Source organism: Desulfocurvus sp., assembly GCF_023230885.1.
In the GTDB taxonomy this organism is placed as follows: Bacteria; Desulfobacterota; Desulfovibrionia; order Desulfovibrionales; family Desulfovibrionaceae; genus Desulfocurvus.
In genome coordinates this window covers 1-14,180 of sequence record NZ_JALNWM010000072.1, presented here as the reverse complement: position 1 = coordinate 14,180, position 14,180 = coordinate 1, and the positions used below count along the sequence as shown (strand labels likewise).

The following is a 14,180-nucleotide window of genomic DNA, read 5'->3' as shown; positions in this document are numbered from 1 at the left end:
CAGGCCGGATGTCATGCGGTCGGGCGGGTGCGGCGTGGGTGCGGCGAGGGGTGCGGCGTGGGGACGGCGAGGGGCGCGGCGTGGCGCCCGCCCAGCGCCTACCCGGGCCGAGCGCCCGGGCAGGGGGGCCCAAGGCAACGGGCGCCGAGCAGTTCACCCGGCCCGCGCGTCTTTGGGCAAGGGATGCATCCCCCGCTGCCCGGTTGCCAGGGCGGTCGGCCCCGGTGCAACGCCCGGCGTGGCCCCTGCCGTTCTGGCCGGGACAGGGTCCGGACAGCTGGCGCGTCTCCTCGGCGTGCAGGCGTTGTCAGCCCCTGGCGGGCGCGGGCCGGGCGGCGCCGCGCGCACCAGGGCCGGAGCCCGCCGCACCGTGGGCGGTCCGGCTTCGGCGCCGCAGAGCAGTCCGGGCTTGCGGGGCCGGGGGCGGGTGGGGATGCGCGCAGGGGAGCTCCTGAAAGGGAGCGGCGCGTGGCAGGGGCCAAGGCGCCAGGAGGCGGGCCGGGGCCAAGGCGGCCCGACCCGAGGCGGGCGGAGGCTGCCGGGGGCGGCGGGCGTGTTTGCCCCGGGGCCGTATGCGCGCCCTGGCCGGTGCGCTCGGGCCGGGGGCAGGGCGCAAAAAAAGGGCGGAAGCCTGAGCCTCCGCCCTGAATGGTCGCTTGGGGACCGGTTGGTCTTACACGCAGCCGGTGGGCTTGGGCAGACCAGCCATCTTACAGGCGCCCTTGCCGGGGCCGGAGGGGAACAGCTCGTAGATGTGCTTCAGCTTGAAGCCGGTCACCTTGGAGAGGATGCGGACCATCGGGGCGATGCCGTTCTTCTTGTAGTAGTCCTGCAGGAACTCGATGACCTTCTGGTGCTCGTCGGTCAGCTCCTTGATGCCCTCGGACTCCTTCACGTACTCCACCCACTCGGGGTTCCAGTCCTCGAACTTCTGAAGGAAACCGTCTTCGTCGATGTCGAAAGATTTGCCCTTGAATTCGACAGTGGCCATGATCGTCCTCCTTAATGGTTTGATGCCTGAGCAGCCCGGGGGCCGCTTCCGGGCGGACCCGGACTTCCTAGATGGATAAGCAGCTTCCGCTGCTCAACTCCCGCATAAATTCCCGCCAGCGTGCCAGCGAAAATGTTAGGGGATACTAAATACTGACGGGGTTTTTTGTCAAGGGGCCTCCCGGAAAAAGCCGTGGCCGGGCCCTGGCGCCGAAAGGCTGGCTTTCCGCCACGTTAGACGCCGAGCATTTCCTCCAGGTGCGTCCGGGCGAAGTCCAGCGAGGAATCCAGCTCCAGCGCGCTGCCCAGGCAGTGGATGGCCTCCTGGCGCTGGCCCAGGAATTTCAGGCACAGTCCCAGGTTGGCCAGGTCCATGGCCGAGCCGCTGTCCAGGTCCAGGGCGGCGCGGAAGTCCCGGGCGGCGCCCTCGAAGTCCTTGGCCTTGAAGCGGGCCACCCCGCGCAGGTTGAAGTACTCCTTGACCTCCGGGCACAGCGCCACGGCGCGGTCCAGGTGGGGCAGGGCGTCCACGAAATTCCCGGCGCGCGTCAGGGCGTAGGCCTGGTAGAAGGCGGCCAGGGCGCGGTCCTCGTCGTTGTCCTGGAGGGGTTCGGCCTGGGCGAAGAGGGCCGCCGCGGCGGTGGTGTCGCCCTGGCGCAGGGTCAGCAGGGCCCGGTGCAGCGGCAGGAAATGGGCCCCGGGGTATGCGCGGCCCAGGGCGTCCAGCCCGGCTTCGGCTTCGGCTGTGGGCGCCTCCTCGGCCAGCACGCGGCCCACGAACAGGCCCAGGCTGGCGCGCGGGGTGCGCTCGCGGAACTGGAACCCCGGCACGAAGTTGTAATGCGCGGGCAGGCCCAGCTCGGCGCAGGTGGTCTGCACGCTGTAGAGGCTGAGCCCCAGGCGCCCCAGGCCGCAGGTCAGGGCCCGCAGCTCGCGCAGGATGTCGCGGTCGGCCACCGTGGGCAGGCTGGACAGGGGCACCACGGGCCCCCGGGTCAGCCACTGGAACTGCTGCGGGTCGGTGTACTTGGGCAGGCCCGATGCCTCGTAGTTGGCGCCGGTCTCGAAGTCCCCGGCGAGCTGGGCGACCTCCGTCAGCGCGCGGATGGCGGCTTTTTCCGGCGAGGAGGCCGTGCCCGCGGTGTAGACGATCTCGCTCCTGTCCGGGAAGGTCGCCGGGTCGTAGGCCAGGGCCGCCACCGTGGGCACGGGCAGGCCCAGGGTCATGTCCTTGAGCCACAGGCGGATGCCGGCGGCCGCGAAACGCTCCATGAGCCCGGCCAGCACGGGGTCCGTGCAGGAGGCCGGGTCGATGGTCGGCATCTCGGGCCGGGTGCGGTCGGCCACGGCGCAGACATGGCGCTCCACCAGCTCCGCAGCGCCCTGGAAGATGGATTCCTCGTTGGTGTTGCCCGCGCTGGACCCGTTGAATTCGTTGAGCTTCTTGAACAGGTCCAGGGGCACGAACTCCTCGCGCCCGGAGCTGATGTTGGTCGCCGGGCAGAAGGTCCAGCGGTGCAGGTCGAGCACGCGCACGGCCTGGTCCGCGTCCAGGGTGTCGCCGGTGGCGCGCAGCACCTCGGCCAGGGGCATGACCCGCCCGGGCCACAGGGCCTGGGCCTCGGTCCAGGTGGCCAGGGCGAAGCCCTCGCGGCGGTCCCAGAAGGTGAAATAGCTGTAGCGCTCGGTCAGCTCCATCAGCGCCGAGGCCTCGGCCTGGATGGGCGAGGCGCCCTTGCCCATCTGCTTGCGCGTGGGCATGACCCGCCGCGCCCCGGCCCCGGCGATGGATAAAAACACCGGGATGCCCAGGCGCCCGGTGTCGATGCGCCGGGTTTCGGCCAGGATGGCGTCGCCGTGGCGGGCCAGGGCCTCGCGCACGCGGGCCACGGTGACCTCCGGGGCCACGGCCTTGTCCTGGTCCTTGTCGTAGGTCTTTGCGCAGGGCGTGAGCACGATCATGCGGCCACCACCTTGCGGGGCACGAGGCGCACGATGTCGCACAGGTGGCGCTCGATCTCGCCGTCCTCGCCCGTGGCCTTGCAGCCCACGGTCTTGTTGCTCATGACGAAGTCCTCCTCGGCCAGCTTGAAGAAGCGCATGGAGCGGCGCTCGTGGTTGCGCGCCAGCAGCGCCTGGGCGCCCTCGCGGGGCCGCAGGTGCGCCCCCAGGAACTTGACCAGCCCCCGGTGCAGCCGTTCGATGTACAGCACCTCGGCGCCGATGATGACATCGAAGCGCCGCCCCAGGCGGTCGGCGGAAAAGTCGGCCCGCAGCACCCGGACCCGGTCGCCCAGGCCGTTGTGCAGCGCGTTGATGCGCGTGAAGACCAGGGCGTCGTGGCTGATGTCGGTGATGGTGGCGTGCAGCCCGGCGGCGGCGGCGAACAGCCCGCACACGCCGACCCCCGCGCCGATTTCCAGAAGCTCGGCGCCTGGCCCCAGGGGCAGCGAGGCCGCCATGTGCGCCAGGACCATCGAGGCCGGCCAGATGCGCGCCCAGAAGGGCAGGTCCAGCCCCTGGCCCTGGGTGGCGGCCTCGGCGATGCGCTCCACATACTCGGCCATGTTGGTGATCTGCAGGACCTCCAGGGTCCTGCCCGCCGCGCTCACGGGCTCGAAGGCCACGGCGAAACGCCGTCCGGCGTAGTCCAGCAGTTCGTCCAGGGGTGCGTCCAGGGAGATGGATTCAGGGGTCGGCACCGGGGACCTCCGTTCCCGGGCCGGGCCCGGGCAAAAAAAACGCCGGCTTGCGCCGGCGTCGTGCTGGTTTGGTGGAGCGGGAGACGAGATTTGAACTCGCGACTTCAACCTTGGCAAGGTTGCACTCTACCACTGAGTTACTCCCGCATCGTGGAGGCGGCATCCGGATTTGAACCGGAGAATGGAGGTTTTGCAGACCTCTGCCTTACCACTTGGCTATGCCGCCCCGTACCGAGGAATTGAGCCTATAGTCCAGGTGAGTTGGCGCTGTCAACGGACAATTGTCCCCCCTGCGTCAAAACCCCTCGGTGCGCTGGGGAACGTATCCGTTCGCCTTGCCGGGTGCAAGCACTTCGTGCCGGGGCGGCCCAAAAAAATGGAAGGCCCGCCGCAAAAAAAGGACGCCGACCCTTGGGTCGGCGTCCGGCGTGTCGCTTTGGAGCGGGAGACGAGATTTGAACTCGCGACTTCAACCTTGGCAAGGTTGCACTCTACCACTGAGTTACTCCCGCTCGTGGCCCTCGTCGTCGAGGCGAGAGACCTTCTATCCGCGACCGCCGGTCCTGTCAACTCGAAAGGTCAAAAAAATCCCGGCGGGCCAGAAACACGGGCTCCACGCCCGCCAGCCGGCGCAAGGGCAGGCCGCGGGCCGCGCCGTCCAGGGCGGCGCCCGCGTCGCGGACCACGACCCCGGCCAGGGCGTCGACGCCAAGCTCCAGCAGGGCCGGGACAAGGGGTGCGCTGGGCCCCAGGAGCACCACCCGCGCCCCCGGGCGGCACAGGGCCAGCAGCCCGCCCAGGGTGCCGTTGTGCAGGGCCGAGCCGGTGATGGCCACCACGTCCGCCCCGGGCAGCACCCGGGCGGCCAGGGCGGCGGGCAGGTCGCCCGGGCGGGGGCGCAGCTCCAGCACGCTGAGCGCCGCGAAGGCGCCGCCAAGGCGCTCGACGAAGGGAAAATGGCCGACCACGGCCACGCGCCGACCGCGCCCGGCGGCCAGGAGCAGCTCCTGGCCCTTGCCGGGGCGCGCCTTGCCTGGCACGGGCAGCAGGGCCAGGGCGGCGGCCAGCCCCAGTGCGGCCGCGTCGGCCCCCTCCGCCGGGAGGCCCTGCGGCTGGCCGGGGCCCGCCGGGCCCGGGGCCGCGCAGGCGCCCGCCAGCCCGCCCGCCAGGGCGTGGGCCGACGCGGGCATGCCCGGGAGGCCCGGGGCACCCGGGGCGCCGACCGTGCGCGAAGCCAGCCCGGCCCGGGGTCCGCCGGGGCCGCCCAGTTCCACGCCCGCCAGGACCGCGCCCAGCACGGCGCGGCGCACGGGCCGGTCGGCCTCGGCCAGGGCCGCTGCCAGCACCGCGCGCACCAGGGCGGCCTGGAGGGCCGGTCCGGCCTGCGGGCCGGGGGGAGGGTCGCTCGTGTCCATGGGCCTGCTCCGCGGGCCCCGGGGCCGCCCGCAAACGCAGCAGGGGGGCGCCGGGGCGCGCAGCCCCGCCGCGCGGGGCATAACTCTCAAACGGGCCACGCTAATGCACGGGGGTTTACTTTTCAAGAGGAGATGCAGTAAGAAGACCCTTCCCCGACAGTCCGCGCGCCGTCACCGGCCGGCGCCCATCCGGAGGATCCGCCATGGAAGCAAAGGATATCGAATTCTTCCGTAAGTACCTGAACCAGATGCTCGACGACATCCTGCGCAAGGGCGAGGAGACCATCGAGGACATGACCGAGTCGCCCGAGGTCTACGCCGATCCCGCCGACCGCGCCACAGCCGAGTCCGACCGCTCCTTCACCCTGCGCCTGCGCGACCGCGAGCGCAAACTCATCAAGAAGATCCAGCAGACCCTGCACCGCATCGACGACGGTACCTTCGGCATCTGCGAGGAGTGCGGCGAGGACATCTCGGTGGAGCGCCTCAAGGCCCGCCCGGTGACCACGCTGTGCATCAACTGCAAGAGCCGCCAGGAGGAGGAGGAGCAGGTGCGCGGCGAGTAGGCCGTCCGTATGGAAGCCAACCTGTTCCGCTGCCTCGCCGCCGCCCTGGGCCCGCTCCTCGCGGGTCGGCGCATCGAGAAGCTGCACGGCCCCGCCCCCGGCGTCTGGACTCTGACCCTCCAGGCCGCCGGGGGCGCGCCGTATGTGCTGCTGCGCGTGGGCCGGGGCGAGGGGCTGCTGCTGGCCAGCGACCACAAGCCCGAAAACCCCGCCGACCCCTCGGCGCGCTGCATGTGGCTGCGCAAGCGCCTGACGGGCCGCCGTCTGCTGGGCTGGACGGCGGACTGGCCCGCGCGGCTGCTGGCCCTGGAGCTGTCGCCCGGGCCGGGGCGCTGGCTGGTGCTCGGCCCCGGGGGCGAGCCGGACCTCGCCGACGCCCTGCCCGCCGGATTCGGCGCCGAGCCTTCCTGGCCCGAGGCGGCCCGGGTGCGCGACGATCCCGGCGTGTGGCGCGAGCATCCGCAGATCACCCGCGAGCTGCGCCGCCTGCTGGCGGCTTTGCCCCCCGGGCGCGACCAGGCCGTGCTCGACGCCGTGCGCCGGGGCGGCTGCGCGCGCTTTTTCGCCTATCTGCCCGAGGCCGGGCCGGGCGGCGGGTCCGGCCCGGCCCGGCCCCGGCTGCTGGCCTGGCGCCTGCCGCCCGAGCTGCGCGCCGGGCTGGCGGAGCATGTGTTCGACGATGTGGTGGAGGCTGCGGGCTTTTTCGGGCGGGCGGTCCTGTTCCCCCAGTTGCGCGCCCGGGCCGAGGCCGCCTCGCAAAAGCGCCTGGACGCGGCGCGGGCACGGGCGCTGCGCGCCCTGGAGAGCCTGGAGGCCGACCGTGCGCGCCTGGAGGCCCTGGCGGCCCGGAGCCAGGACGCCCAGGATCTGCGCGGGGCGCTCTATCTGTTTGACAAGCACGGCAAGCGCCCCTATCTGGACGCCCCCCGGGGCGACGGATCCGTCCGGCGCATCGCCCTGGACCAGCGGCTGACCCTGCTGGAGAACATGGAGCGCCTGTTCCGGCTGGCGGCCAAGGGGCGGCGGGGCCTGGATTTCCTGGCGGGGCGCGAGGAACGCCTGCGCGCGGAGCTGGCCGCCGCCGAGCGCGGGGAGCTGCCCCCGGGCCGCGAGGGCGGGGCGGCCCGCCCGGCCGACCGCCACACCGTGGAACGCCCGGCCGGGGCCGTGCCCGGGGTGGCCCGTTTCCGCACCAGCGACGGCTTCGTGGTCCTGCGCGGCAAGAGCGCGCGGGCCAACCACGACCTGCGCAAGCTGGCCAGCCCCTTCGACCTGTGGTTCCACGCGGCCGACGGCCCCGGGGCCCATGTCGTCCTGCGCCGCGATTTTCCGGACCAGGCCGTGCCCGAGGCGAGCCTGGCCGAGGCCGCCGGGCTGGCGGCCCTGCGCAGCCACGCCGCCGGGGGGCGGGCCGAGGTGCTTTGCGCCCAGGTGCGCCATGTGCGCGCCATCACCGGCGGCGGGCCGGGCAAGGTCGCGGTGGACCGCCTGGAGCGGACCCTGGCCGTGGACCCCGACCCGGACCTGGAGGCGCGGCTGGCCGAGGCCGGGCCGTGAGCCCGGGCCCACGGCCCGGCGCCCGCCAGGCCCCGCCCCGCGCGGTGAAATCGACGATTCCCGCGCCGGGCGCGGGCTGCGCCCGGGTGGACGCGGCCCGGAGGAAGGCGTATGCACAAGGTGCCCGCGAGGGCCAAACCGGGGGTTGCATGTCCAAGGCGTCCTGCCACGAGAAATCCTTGGAGTTCGAGGATTGCACTTTGGCGCGCGAGCTGTTCGGCGCGCAGGAGGCGAACCTGGCCGCCGTGGCCCGGGGCTGCGGCGTGGGCGTCTCCTCGCGGGGCAATCGCGTCCACCTGCACGGCACCGAGGAGGGCGTTAACCGCGCCGCCAACCTCCTGGTGCAGCTCTACGCCCAGGTCAAGTCCGGCAGGCCGGTCTTCCCGCGCGATGTGGAGCTCGCCCTGGGCGTCCTGCGGCGCGAGCCCTCGGCCCGGCTGGGCGAGGTTTTCGACTCGGAGGTCTGCGCGGCCTCGCCCAAGCGGCGGATCAGCCCCAAGACCCTGGGCCAGCGCGACTACATGCAGGCCATCCGCGAGAACGACCTGACCTTCGGCATCGGCCCGGCGGGCACGGGCAAGACCTATCTCGCCGTGGCCCTGGCCGTGTCCTGCCTGCTGGCGCGCGAGGTCAAGCGCATCGTGCTTACACGCCCGGCCGTGGAGGCCGGCGAGAAGCTCGGGTTCCTGCCCGGCGACATGATCGAGAAGGTCAACCCCTACCTGCGCCCGCTCTACGACGCCCTGCACGACATGCTCGATTTCGCCAAGGTCCAGGAAATGCTGGAGACCGGGGTCATCGAAGTGGCTCCCCTGGCCTTCATGCGCGGGCGCACCCTGAACGATGCGTTCATCATCCTCGACGAGGCCCAGAACACCACCCCCGAGCAGATGAAGATGTTTCTTACCCGCCTGGGCTTCGGCTCGCGGGCGGTGGTCACGGGCGACGTGACCCAGATCGACCTGCCCGGCAAGGCCTCCTCGGGATTGGTGCAGGCGGCCAAGGCCCTGGCCGGTGTGGAGGGCATCGCCTTCATCGCCTTCGGCGAGAAGGATGTGATTCGTCATCCCCTGGTGGGAAGGATTGTCCAGGCTTATGAGCGTTACGAAGAATCAGGCCCGCAGGAAGGCTAAGGCCCCGCGTCCGGCCAAGGGCGATTTCGTCCTGGGCGCCCGGGGCGCCTCGGGCGCCGCCGGTCCCGGAACTTCCGGGGTGGTCCTGCTTTTGCTGGTGCTGCTGGGGCTGTCGGCTCTGGCGGGCGTGCGCGTGGAGCCGGGCCCCCCGGCCTACACGGCCGGGGACATCGCCGACACCGACGTGGTGGCCCGGCGCGATTTCCTGGTGGAGGACATCACCTCCACCCTGGCCAAGCGCCGCGCGGCCGCCGAGGCCCAGGCCCCGGTGTTCGACCTCTCGCCGGACACCCGGCGCCTGCTGGAGGCGACGGTGCGCGACGTGTTCGCCACCCTGGACGCCGCCAGCCCCGAGGCCCTGGAAGACGTGCGCTGGCAGATCGCCGAGGACCTGAACTCGGAGATAGCCAAGGCCACCCTGGCCCTGTGGCAGCGCGAGGATTTCCAGAACCTGGTGCTGGGCCGGGTTTTGCCGTGGGTGGGCGACCTGCTGGACCGGGGCGTGGTCGACGACGCCGACGACCTCGCGCGCCACGCGCACGGCATCATCCTGCGCGACATGGCCGCCGGCGAGGAGACCATGATCGCCGACACCGAAACGGTGACGGACATCGAGCACCTGCGCGCGGCCCTGGCGGCCTTCCTCAAGAACGAGCTGAAGAAGCCCCTGACGGTGCGCAAGGCCGTTTGGGCGCTCGTCGGCCCGGCGCTGGAGCCGAGCCTGGTCCTGAACCGCGAGGAGACGCGCGCCCGGGCCGAGCGGGCCATGGCCTCCCTGCGCCCGGTATACTTCCACGTCCGCCAGGGCGAGATCCTGGTGCGCCACGGCGAGGCCGTGACCCTGGAGCAGCAGGTCAAGCTCCAGGCCATGGCCGCCGAGTCGCCGCGCAGCGTGACCGTGCTGCCCGCCGGGGGCATCTTCGTGCTGGCGGCGCTCATGGCCCTGGGGCTGCCGCTGTGCCGCCGCGCGCGGCTGTGCCCGCCGCTTCAGGGGCGCGACTATGTGCTGCTGTGCATGCTGGCCGTGGTCTTCTGCTCCGGGGCGAAGTTCCTGGCGCTCATCGGCGGCCCGCTGACCCTGGGCTCCCCCGTGCTGACCAAGGAGATCATCCCCTACAGCCTGCCCCTGGCCGGGGCCTCGGGCGTGGCGGCCATGTTCTTCCCGCTGGTGACGTGCTTCTTCGTGTCCCTGATCCTGGCGTTCTTCTGCGCGCACATCATGGGCGGGGGGCTGACGCTGTTCTCCTTCCTGTTCGCCAGCGGGCTGCTCTACGCCTTCGTGATCAAGCGCGCCGAAAGCCGCAAGGAGCTGCTGGCCTCGGTGCTGCCGCTGCTGGCGGGGCTGTCCCTGGCCTGGGTCGGGGCCAACCTGCTCGAATACCAGGGCATGACCCATGCCCTGGCGGGCTGGGCCTATGTGCTGGCCGGGGGCTTCGTGTCCCTGGTGCTGCTGCTGGCCCTGTCGCCCATGGCCGAATACCTGCTGGGCTACACCTCGCGGTTCAGGCTCATGGAGCTCATGAGCCTGGAGCAGCCGCTGCTCCAGGAGCTGATGGTCAGCGCCCCGGGCTCGTACCACCACTCCCTGGTGCTCTCGAACATGGTGGAGGCCGGGGCCCGGGCCATCGGGGCCAACCCGCTGCTGGCGCGGGTGGCCGCGCTGTACCACGACGTGGGCAAGGTCACCAAGCCGCTGTATTTCATCGAGAACCAGATGGGCGGGGAGAACCGTCACGACAAGCTGGCGCCGTCCATGAGCGCCCTGATCCTGACCAGCCACATCAAGCAGGGCGTGGAGCTGGCCCGCACACACAAGCTCGGCACCGAGATCGAGGATCTCATCCGCCAGCACCACGGGACCATGCTCATCTCCTTCTTCTACCACAAGGCCTGCGAGCAGGCCGAGGCGCGCGGCGAGGCCCCGCCGCGCGAGGACGAGTTCCGCTACCCGGGGCCCAAGCCGCAGACCAAGGAGGCCGGGCTGCTGCTCTTGGCCGACGCCATCGAGGCATCCAGCCGGACCCTGGTGGACCCCACGCCCAGCCGCATCAAGGGCCACATCGAGAAGATCGTCAAAAAGATATTCTCCGACGGGCAGCTGGACGAATCGGCCCTGACCCTCAAGGACCTGCACGAGCTTTCCAGCGTCTTTTTGCGCATCCTTACCGGCATCTTCCACCAGCGTATCGAATACCCCGGCGGGGACAGCCCGCAACTGCGCGAGGACGCCCGGGCGCGCACGGAGTACCGGCCCGAGTCGGCCTTTGCCGACGGCCCGCCGCCCGAGGCCGGCCCCGAGCCGCGCAGCGGCCACAGGCCCGAGCAGGACCCCACCGGCCAAAGCTCGCCCGCCGACGCGCGCGACGGCGGCTCGGTGCTCAAGTTCACCAAGCAGCGGGGCTCGCGGTGAGCGTGACGGTGCTCACCGGGCCGGGGCTGGACCCCGCGGCCGGGCTGTCCCGGCGCGAGGCCGCGGCCCTGGCCGGGCGCATCCTCGACGCCCTGGGCCTGCCCGGGGCCGACGCGGAGCTGCTGCTGGTGGACGATCGGCGCATGGCCGGGCTGCACCGTCGGTTCATGAACCGCCCTGGGCCGACCAACGTCCTGTCCTTCCCCGAGGCCGGGGCCGCCCCGGGCGCGGCCCCCGCCGCCCTGGGGCAGGTCGCACTGTCTGTGGACACCCTGCTGCGCGAGGCCGACCTCTACGGCCAGCCCGTGGCCGAACACGCCGCGCGCCTCCTGGCCCACGGCTTCCTGCACCTTGCGGGCCACGACCACGGCCCGGAAATGGACGCCCTGACCGAGCGGGCCGTGGCGGCCGTCCGGGAGGACTGAGCCGCCGGACCGGGAGCCGCCGCCCGCGCGGGCGGCCCCGCGCTTCCGGAAGCCCGTCGCCCGTCTCTCGCCGCCCTCCGCCCTCCGCCCTTGGCGCCTGCCGCGCGCGTTGCCCCCGGGGACCGGGTGGCGTAGGCTGGCGCCATGCAGCGCCCCCGCCCGTCCCCCCCGGCTCTTCCGCGCAGGCCCGCCCCGGCCGCTTCGCCTCCCATCACCGGGTTTTTCCTGATGTTCGCGGCCCTGGTCGTGCTGGCGGCCTGCGCCCCCGCCTCCCGGCCCCCGGCCCTGCGCGCCCTCGAGGCCGACCCCGCGTGGCTGCCCCTTGGCGTGACCGCGCCGCTGCCCGCCGCCGGGTGGACGCGGGGGCGGGCAGACACGCTGCACGTCTACATCGAGGGCGACGGCGCGGCATACGCCTCGCGGACCGCGCCCTCGCTGGACCCCACCCCGCGCGAGGCCACGGCCCTGCTGCTGGCCCGGGCCGATCCGGCGCCCGCCGTGGCCTACCTGGGGCGCCCCTGCCAGTATGTGGGCGGCCCGGCCTGCTGCTCTGTCCATTGGACCACCGGGCGCTTCTCGCCCACGGTGCTGGCCGCCCAGGGCCGCCTGCTGGACGCGGCCATGCGCGCGGCCGGGGCGCGGCGCGCGGTGCTGTTCGGGTTTTCCGGCGGCGGGGCGGTGGCGGCGCTGCTGGCGGCGCGGCGGGCGGATGTGGCCGGGCTGGTCACCGTCTGCGGCAACCTGGACCACGCCGTGTGGACGCGCATGCACGCGGTGGCGCCGCTGTCGGGGTCGCTCAATCCCGCGGATGCGGCCGGGCGGCTGGCGTCGCTGCCGCAGGTGCATTTCCTGGGCGGGGCGGACGCCAACGTCACCCGCCGGGTGACGGATTCCTTCGTGGCCCGCCTGGGGCCGGGGGCACCGGTGCGGGTGCGGGCGGTGCCGGGGCTGGGCCACGGCGGCCCGGCCTGGGCCGCCGCGTGGCCGCAGCTGCTTCGCGGGCTGGCCGTGCCGCCCTGACGGGGCCCGGGCCCTACTGGCCTCCGGCGATGATGAACTTGCGCAGGGCCCGGATGCTTTCCAGCCCGAGCTTGTTCACGATTCTCGCCAGATAGGTCTCCACTGTGCGCGGGCTGATGCCGAGTTGCGCGGCGATTTCCGCATTGGCCGCGCCGCGCGCCATGGCCGAGAAGATGCTCCGTTCGCGGTCGCTGAGCAGGGACAGCGGGTCGGGGCTTGCCGCGTCGCCCTTTTCGGCCAGGGCCTGCGCGGCGCGGGGGCTGACGAATCCCCCGCCGCGCATGAGCGCCCCGACCCCCTCCAGCAGCACGTCCGGCTCCTCGCGCTTGGTGACGTAGCCGTTGGCTCCGCAGCGCAGGGCCCGCTGGATGGTCGCGGCGTCCTCGTGCATGGAATAGACCAGGACGGGAATGGCGTGCTCGGCCAGGTCGGCCAGCAGGTCGAGGCCGCTGCCGTCTTCCAGGGAGAGGTCCAGCAGGGCGAGGTCGAAGCGGGCGCCCCCGAGGGCCGCCAGGGCCTCGGTGCGCGTTCCCGCCTCGGCCCCGGGCCGGTGCCCGCGCGATTCCAGCAGCAGGCGAAGCCCCTGGCGCACGGCGGGGTGGTCGTCGATGAGCAGAACATGGGCGGCCAGGGCTTCAGGACTCATGGCGGGGTTCCTCCTCTGCGGGCCCGGCGCCCCGGGCCAGGGCGCAGGGCGCCACGCAGGTGACCACCGTTCCGCCGCCGGGGGCGTCGCCTATGCGCAGCTCGGCCTGGATGATCGCGGCGCGGTGGGCCATGATGCCCAGGCCCAGCCCGTCGCCCGGTTTTTTTGCCCTTGCGTCGTGGCCGCGTCCGGCGGCCTCCCGGCCGATGCCGTCGTCGCGCACCGTCAGGCGGACGCCGCCCGCCACGGGGCAGCGCAGCTCCATGCGGATCTCGCTGGCCCGGGAGTGCTTGGCCGCGTTGGCCAGGGCCTCCTGGGCGATGCGGTAGAGCGTGGTCACGTTGGGGTTGGCGCACTGCCCGCAGCCGAGCTGCCGTTCGAAGTGCACGGCGGTGCCCGTATCCTTGGCGATGCGCCGGGCCAGGTCGTCCAGGGAGGGCCCGGGGGCCGAGGGGTCGTGCTCCACGGGCCAGAGCCCGCGCGAGGTGCGGTAGGCGTCGTCGGCCGAGGCGTCCAGCAGCTCCCGCAGGTCGGCCATGGCCGCGCCGTCGCCCGTGTCGGCCAGGCGCCTGTTGAGGATGGCCGCGCGCAGCCGGGCCCCGGTGAGCTTCTGGCACAGGCCGTCGTGCAGCTCGTGGCTGATGCGGCGGCGCTCCTCCTCGCTGATCTGGACCACCTCCCGCTCCAGCCTGTTGCGTTCATCCATTTCGGCCCGCAGGGAGGCGTTTTTCCGCTCCAGCTCGTCCGAAAGGGTCTCCACGGCCTCGAAGGCGACGGTGAAGCGCCTGGCCAGGGTCAGGGCCTGGGTGATGACGAAAAGGAACATCCCCGGCTCGATGAGGTAGGCGACCTTGATGACGCGGGCGTGGCTCAGGGCGTCGCTCACGGCGGAGACGAGGAAGACCAGGGTTCCGGCCAGGAGCAGCCACGCGCCGTCGCGCCCGCGCCGCACACAGACGATGAGCCGCTGGAGGTAGTAGATGCCCAGGCCCATGCCCGTGACCATGGCCAGGAGGATGTACTGCGAGGAGTGGACGGGCGCCGCGAAGAGCAGCAGCAGGACGTATGCCGCCAGCCGCGCGTCCGAGATGTGGCGCGTGATCTTGTGGAACTCGTCGGGATACAGGGAGAGATAGAAGCGGTTGAGGAAGGGACCCCAGGCCACGAAGCAGAACAGGGGCAGGTATTCGCCCAGCAGGGGCGGCAGGGGCGGCAGGAACAGGCTCGCGCCCCAGAGCGACGTCTTGGATGTCATGCAGTAGCCGAAGGTGAACAGGCAGTAGATTCCGAAATGCAGGGTCGAGGGCAGCGTCCTG

The 14,180-nt window shown here is 72.4% G+C and carries 12 protein-coding genes and 3 tRNA genes; 6 read left to right on the top strand and 9 right to left on the bottom strand.

The window, feature by feature from the left end:
- Window positions 1–673: 673 nt before the first annotated feature.
- The 7 genes from M0P34_RS06955 to M0P34_RS06925 all read right to left on the bottom strand — a co-directional run bounded on the left by M0P34_RS06955 (window position 674) and on the right by M0P34_RS06925 (window position 5,107).
- Window positions 674–991 (bottom strand): TusE/DsrC/DsvC family sulfur relay protein, encoded by a 318-nt coding sequence (locus tag M0P34_RS06955; protein WP_291497787.1) that lies wholly within the window; start codon window positions 989–991, stop codon window positions 674–676.
- Window positions 992–1,224: 233 nt separating this feature from the next.
- Complete coding sequence (locus M0P34_RS06950; protein WP_291497785.1) at window positions 1,225–2,952, bottom strand: YcaO-like family protein; 1,728 nt, start codon at window positions 2,950–2,952, stop codon at window positions 1,225–1,227.
- Window positions 2,949–3,692 (bottom strand): methyltransferase, encoded by a 744-nt coding sequence (locus M0P34_RS06945; protein ID WP_291497782.1) that lies wholly within the window; start codon window positions 3,690–3,692, stop codon window positions 2,949–2,951. The genes M0P34_RS06950 and M0P34_RS06945 overlap by 4 nt, the downstream gene beginning before the upstream one ends.
- Before the next feature lie 72 nt (window positions 3,693–3,764).
- Window positions 3,765–3,839 (bottom strand) — tRNA-Gly (locus M0P34_RS06940).
- A 4-nt stretch (window positions 3,840–3,843) separates the two neighbouring features.
- Window positions 3,844–3,918, bottom strand: a tRNA-Cys gene (locus M0P34_RS06935).
- Between the two features lie 211 nt (window positions 3,919–4,129).
- Window positions 4,130–4,204 (bottom strand) — tRNA-Gly (locus tag M0P34_RS06930).
- Window positions 4,205–4,258: 54 nt separating this feature from the next.
- A complete protein-coding gene (locus M0P34_RS06925) occupies window positions 4,259–5,107 on the bottom strand; it encodes a DUF364 domain-containing protein (RefSeq protein ID WP_291497780.1) in 849 nt (282 codons plus the stop codon).
- A gap of 203 nt (window positions 5,108–5,310) precedes the next feature.
- On the opposite strand from M0P34_RS06925, the gene dksA reads away from it, so the two are divergent.
- The 6 genes from dksA to M0P34_RS06895 all read left to right on the top strand — a co-directional run bounded on the left by dksA (window position 5,311) and on the right by M0P34_RS06895 (window position 12,218).
- The gene (gene dksA, locus M0P34_RS06920; protein WP_291497778.1) at window positions 5,311–5,673 is read left to right on the top strand and encodes an RNA polymerase-binding protein DksA; all 363 of its coding nucleotides are present in this window, start codon (window positions 5,311–5,313) and stop codon (window positions 5,671–5,673) included.
- A 9-nt stretch (window positions 5,674–5,682) separates the two neighbouring features.
- Window positions 5,683–7,230 (top strand): NFACT RNA binding domain-containing protein, encoded by a 1,548-nt coding sequence (locus M0P34_RS06915; RefSeq protein ID WP_291497775.1) that lies wholly within the window; start codon window positions 5,683–5,685, stop codon window positions 7,228–7,230.
- A gap of 149 nt (window positions 7,231–7,379) precedes the next feature.
- Window positions 7,380–8,363 carry a PhoH family protein gene (locus tag M0P34_RS06910; RefSeq protein WP_291497773.1) on the top strand — a complete coding sequence of 328 codons (984 nt, stop codon included), beginning with the start codon at window positions 7,380–7,382 and terminating at the stop codon, window positions 8,361–8,363.
- Window positions 8,326–10,773 (top strand): HDIG domain-containing metalloprotein, encoded by a 2,448-nt coding sequence (locus tag M0P34_RS06905; protein WP_291497771.1) that lies wholly within the window; start codon window positions 8,326–8,328, stop codon window positions 10,771–10,773. The genes M0P34_RS06910 and M0P34_RS06905 overlap by 38 nt, the downstream gene beginning before the upstream one ends.
- Window positions 10,770–11,198, top strand: coding sequence for an rRNA maturation RNase YbeY (ybeY, locus tag M0P34_RS06900; RefSeq protein ID WP_291497769.1), 429 nt, complete (start codon window positions 10,770–10,772; stop codon window positions 11,196–11,198). The genes M0P34_RS06905 and ybeY overlap by 4 nt, the downstream gene beginning before the upstream one ends.
- 228 nt (window positions 11,199–11,426) lie before the next feature.
- On the top strand, window positions 11,427–12,218 hold the full coding sequence (locus M0P34_RS06895; protein ID WP_291497767.1) for a hypothetical protein: 792 nt from the start codon (window positions 11,427–11,429) through the stop codon (window positions 12,216–12,218).
- A 13-nt stretch (window positions 12,219–12,231) separates the two neighbouring features.
- Here M0P34_RS06895 and M0P34_RS06890 read toward each other — a convergent pair whose 3' ends face one another.
- Both M0P34_RS06890 and M0P34_RS06885 read right to left on the bottom strand, forming a co-directional pair.
- A complete protein-coding gene (locus M0P34_RS06890; RefSeq protein ID WP_291497765.1) occupies window positions 12,232–12,864 on the bottom strand; it encodes a response regulator transcription factor in 633 nt (210 codons plus the stop codon).
- Window positions 12,854–14,180 (bottom strand): ATP-binding protein (locus M0P34_RS06885; RefSeq protein WP_291497763.1); only part of this gene is annotated, 1,327 nt, incomplete at its 5' end. The genes M0P34_RS06890 and M0P34_RS06885, both read right to left, overlap by 11 nt.

Bases quoted from the DNA above. Each gene is read 5' to 3' on its own strand.
- M0P34_RS06890 (WP_291497765.1), bottom strand. From the start codon at position 12,864: ATGAGTCCTGAAGCCCTGGCCGCCCATGTTCTGCTCATCGACGACCAC.
- M0P34_RS06925 (WP_291497780.1), bottom strand. From the start codon at position 5,107: ATGGACACGAGCGACCCTCCCCCCGGCCCGCAGGCCGGACCGGCCCTC.
- M0P34_RS06915 (WP_291497775.1), top strand. From the start codon at position 5,683: ATGGAAGCCAACCTGTTCCGCTGCCTCGCCGCCGCCCTGGGCCCGCTC.
- M0P34_RS06910 (WP_291497773.1), top strand. From the start codon at position 7,380: ATGTCCAAGGCGTCCTGCCACGAGAAATCCTTGGAGTTCGAGGATTGC.
- M0P34_RS06955 (WP_291497787.1), bottom strand. From the start codon at position 991: ATGGCCACTGTCGAATTCAAGGGCAAATCTTTCGACATCGACGAAGAC.
- M0P34_RS06905 (WP_291497771.1), top strand. From the start codon at position 8,326: ATGAGCGTTACGAAGAATCAGGCCCGCAGGAAGGCTAAGGCCCCGCGT.
- M0P34_RS06895 (WP_291497767.1), top strand. From the start codon at position 11,427: ATGTTCGCGGCCCTGGTCGTGCTGGCGGCCTGCGCCCCCGCCTCCCGG.
- M0P34_RS06950 (WP_291497785.1), bottom strand. From the start codon at position 2,952: ATGATCGTGCTCACGCCCTGCGCAAAGACCTACGACAAGGACCAGGAC.
- dksA (WP_291497778.1), top strand. From the start codon at position 5,311: ATGGAAGCAAAGGATATCGAATTCTTCCGTAAGTACCTGAACCAGATG.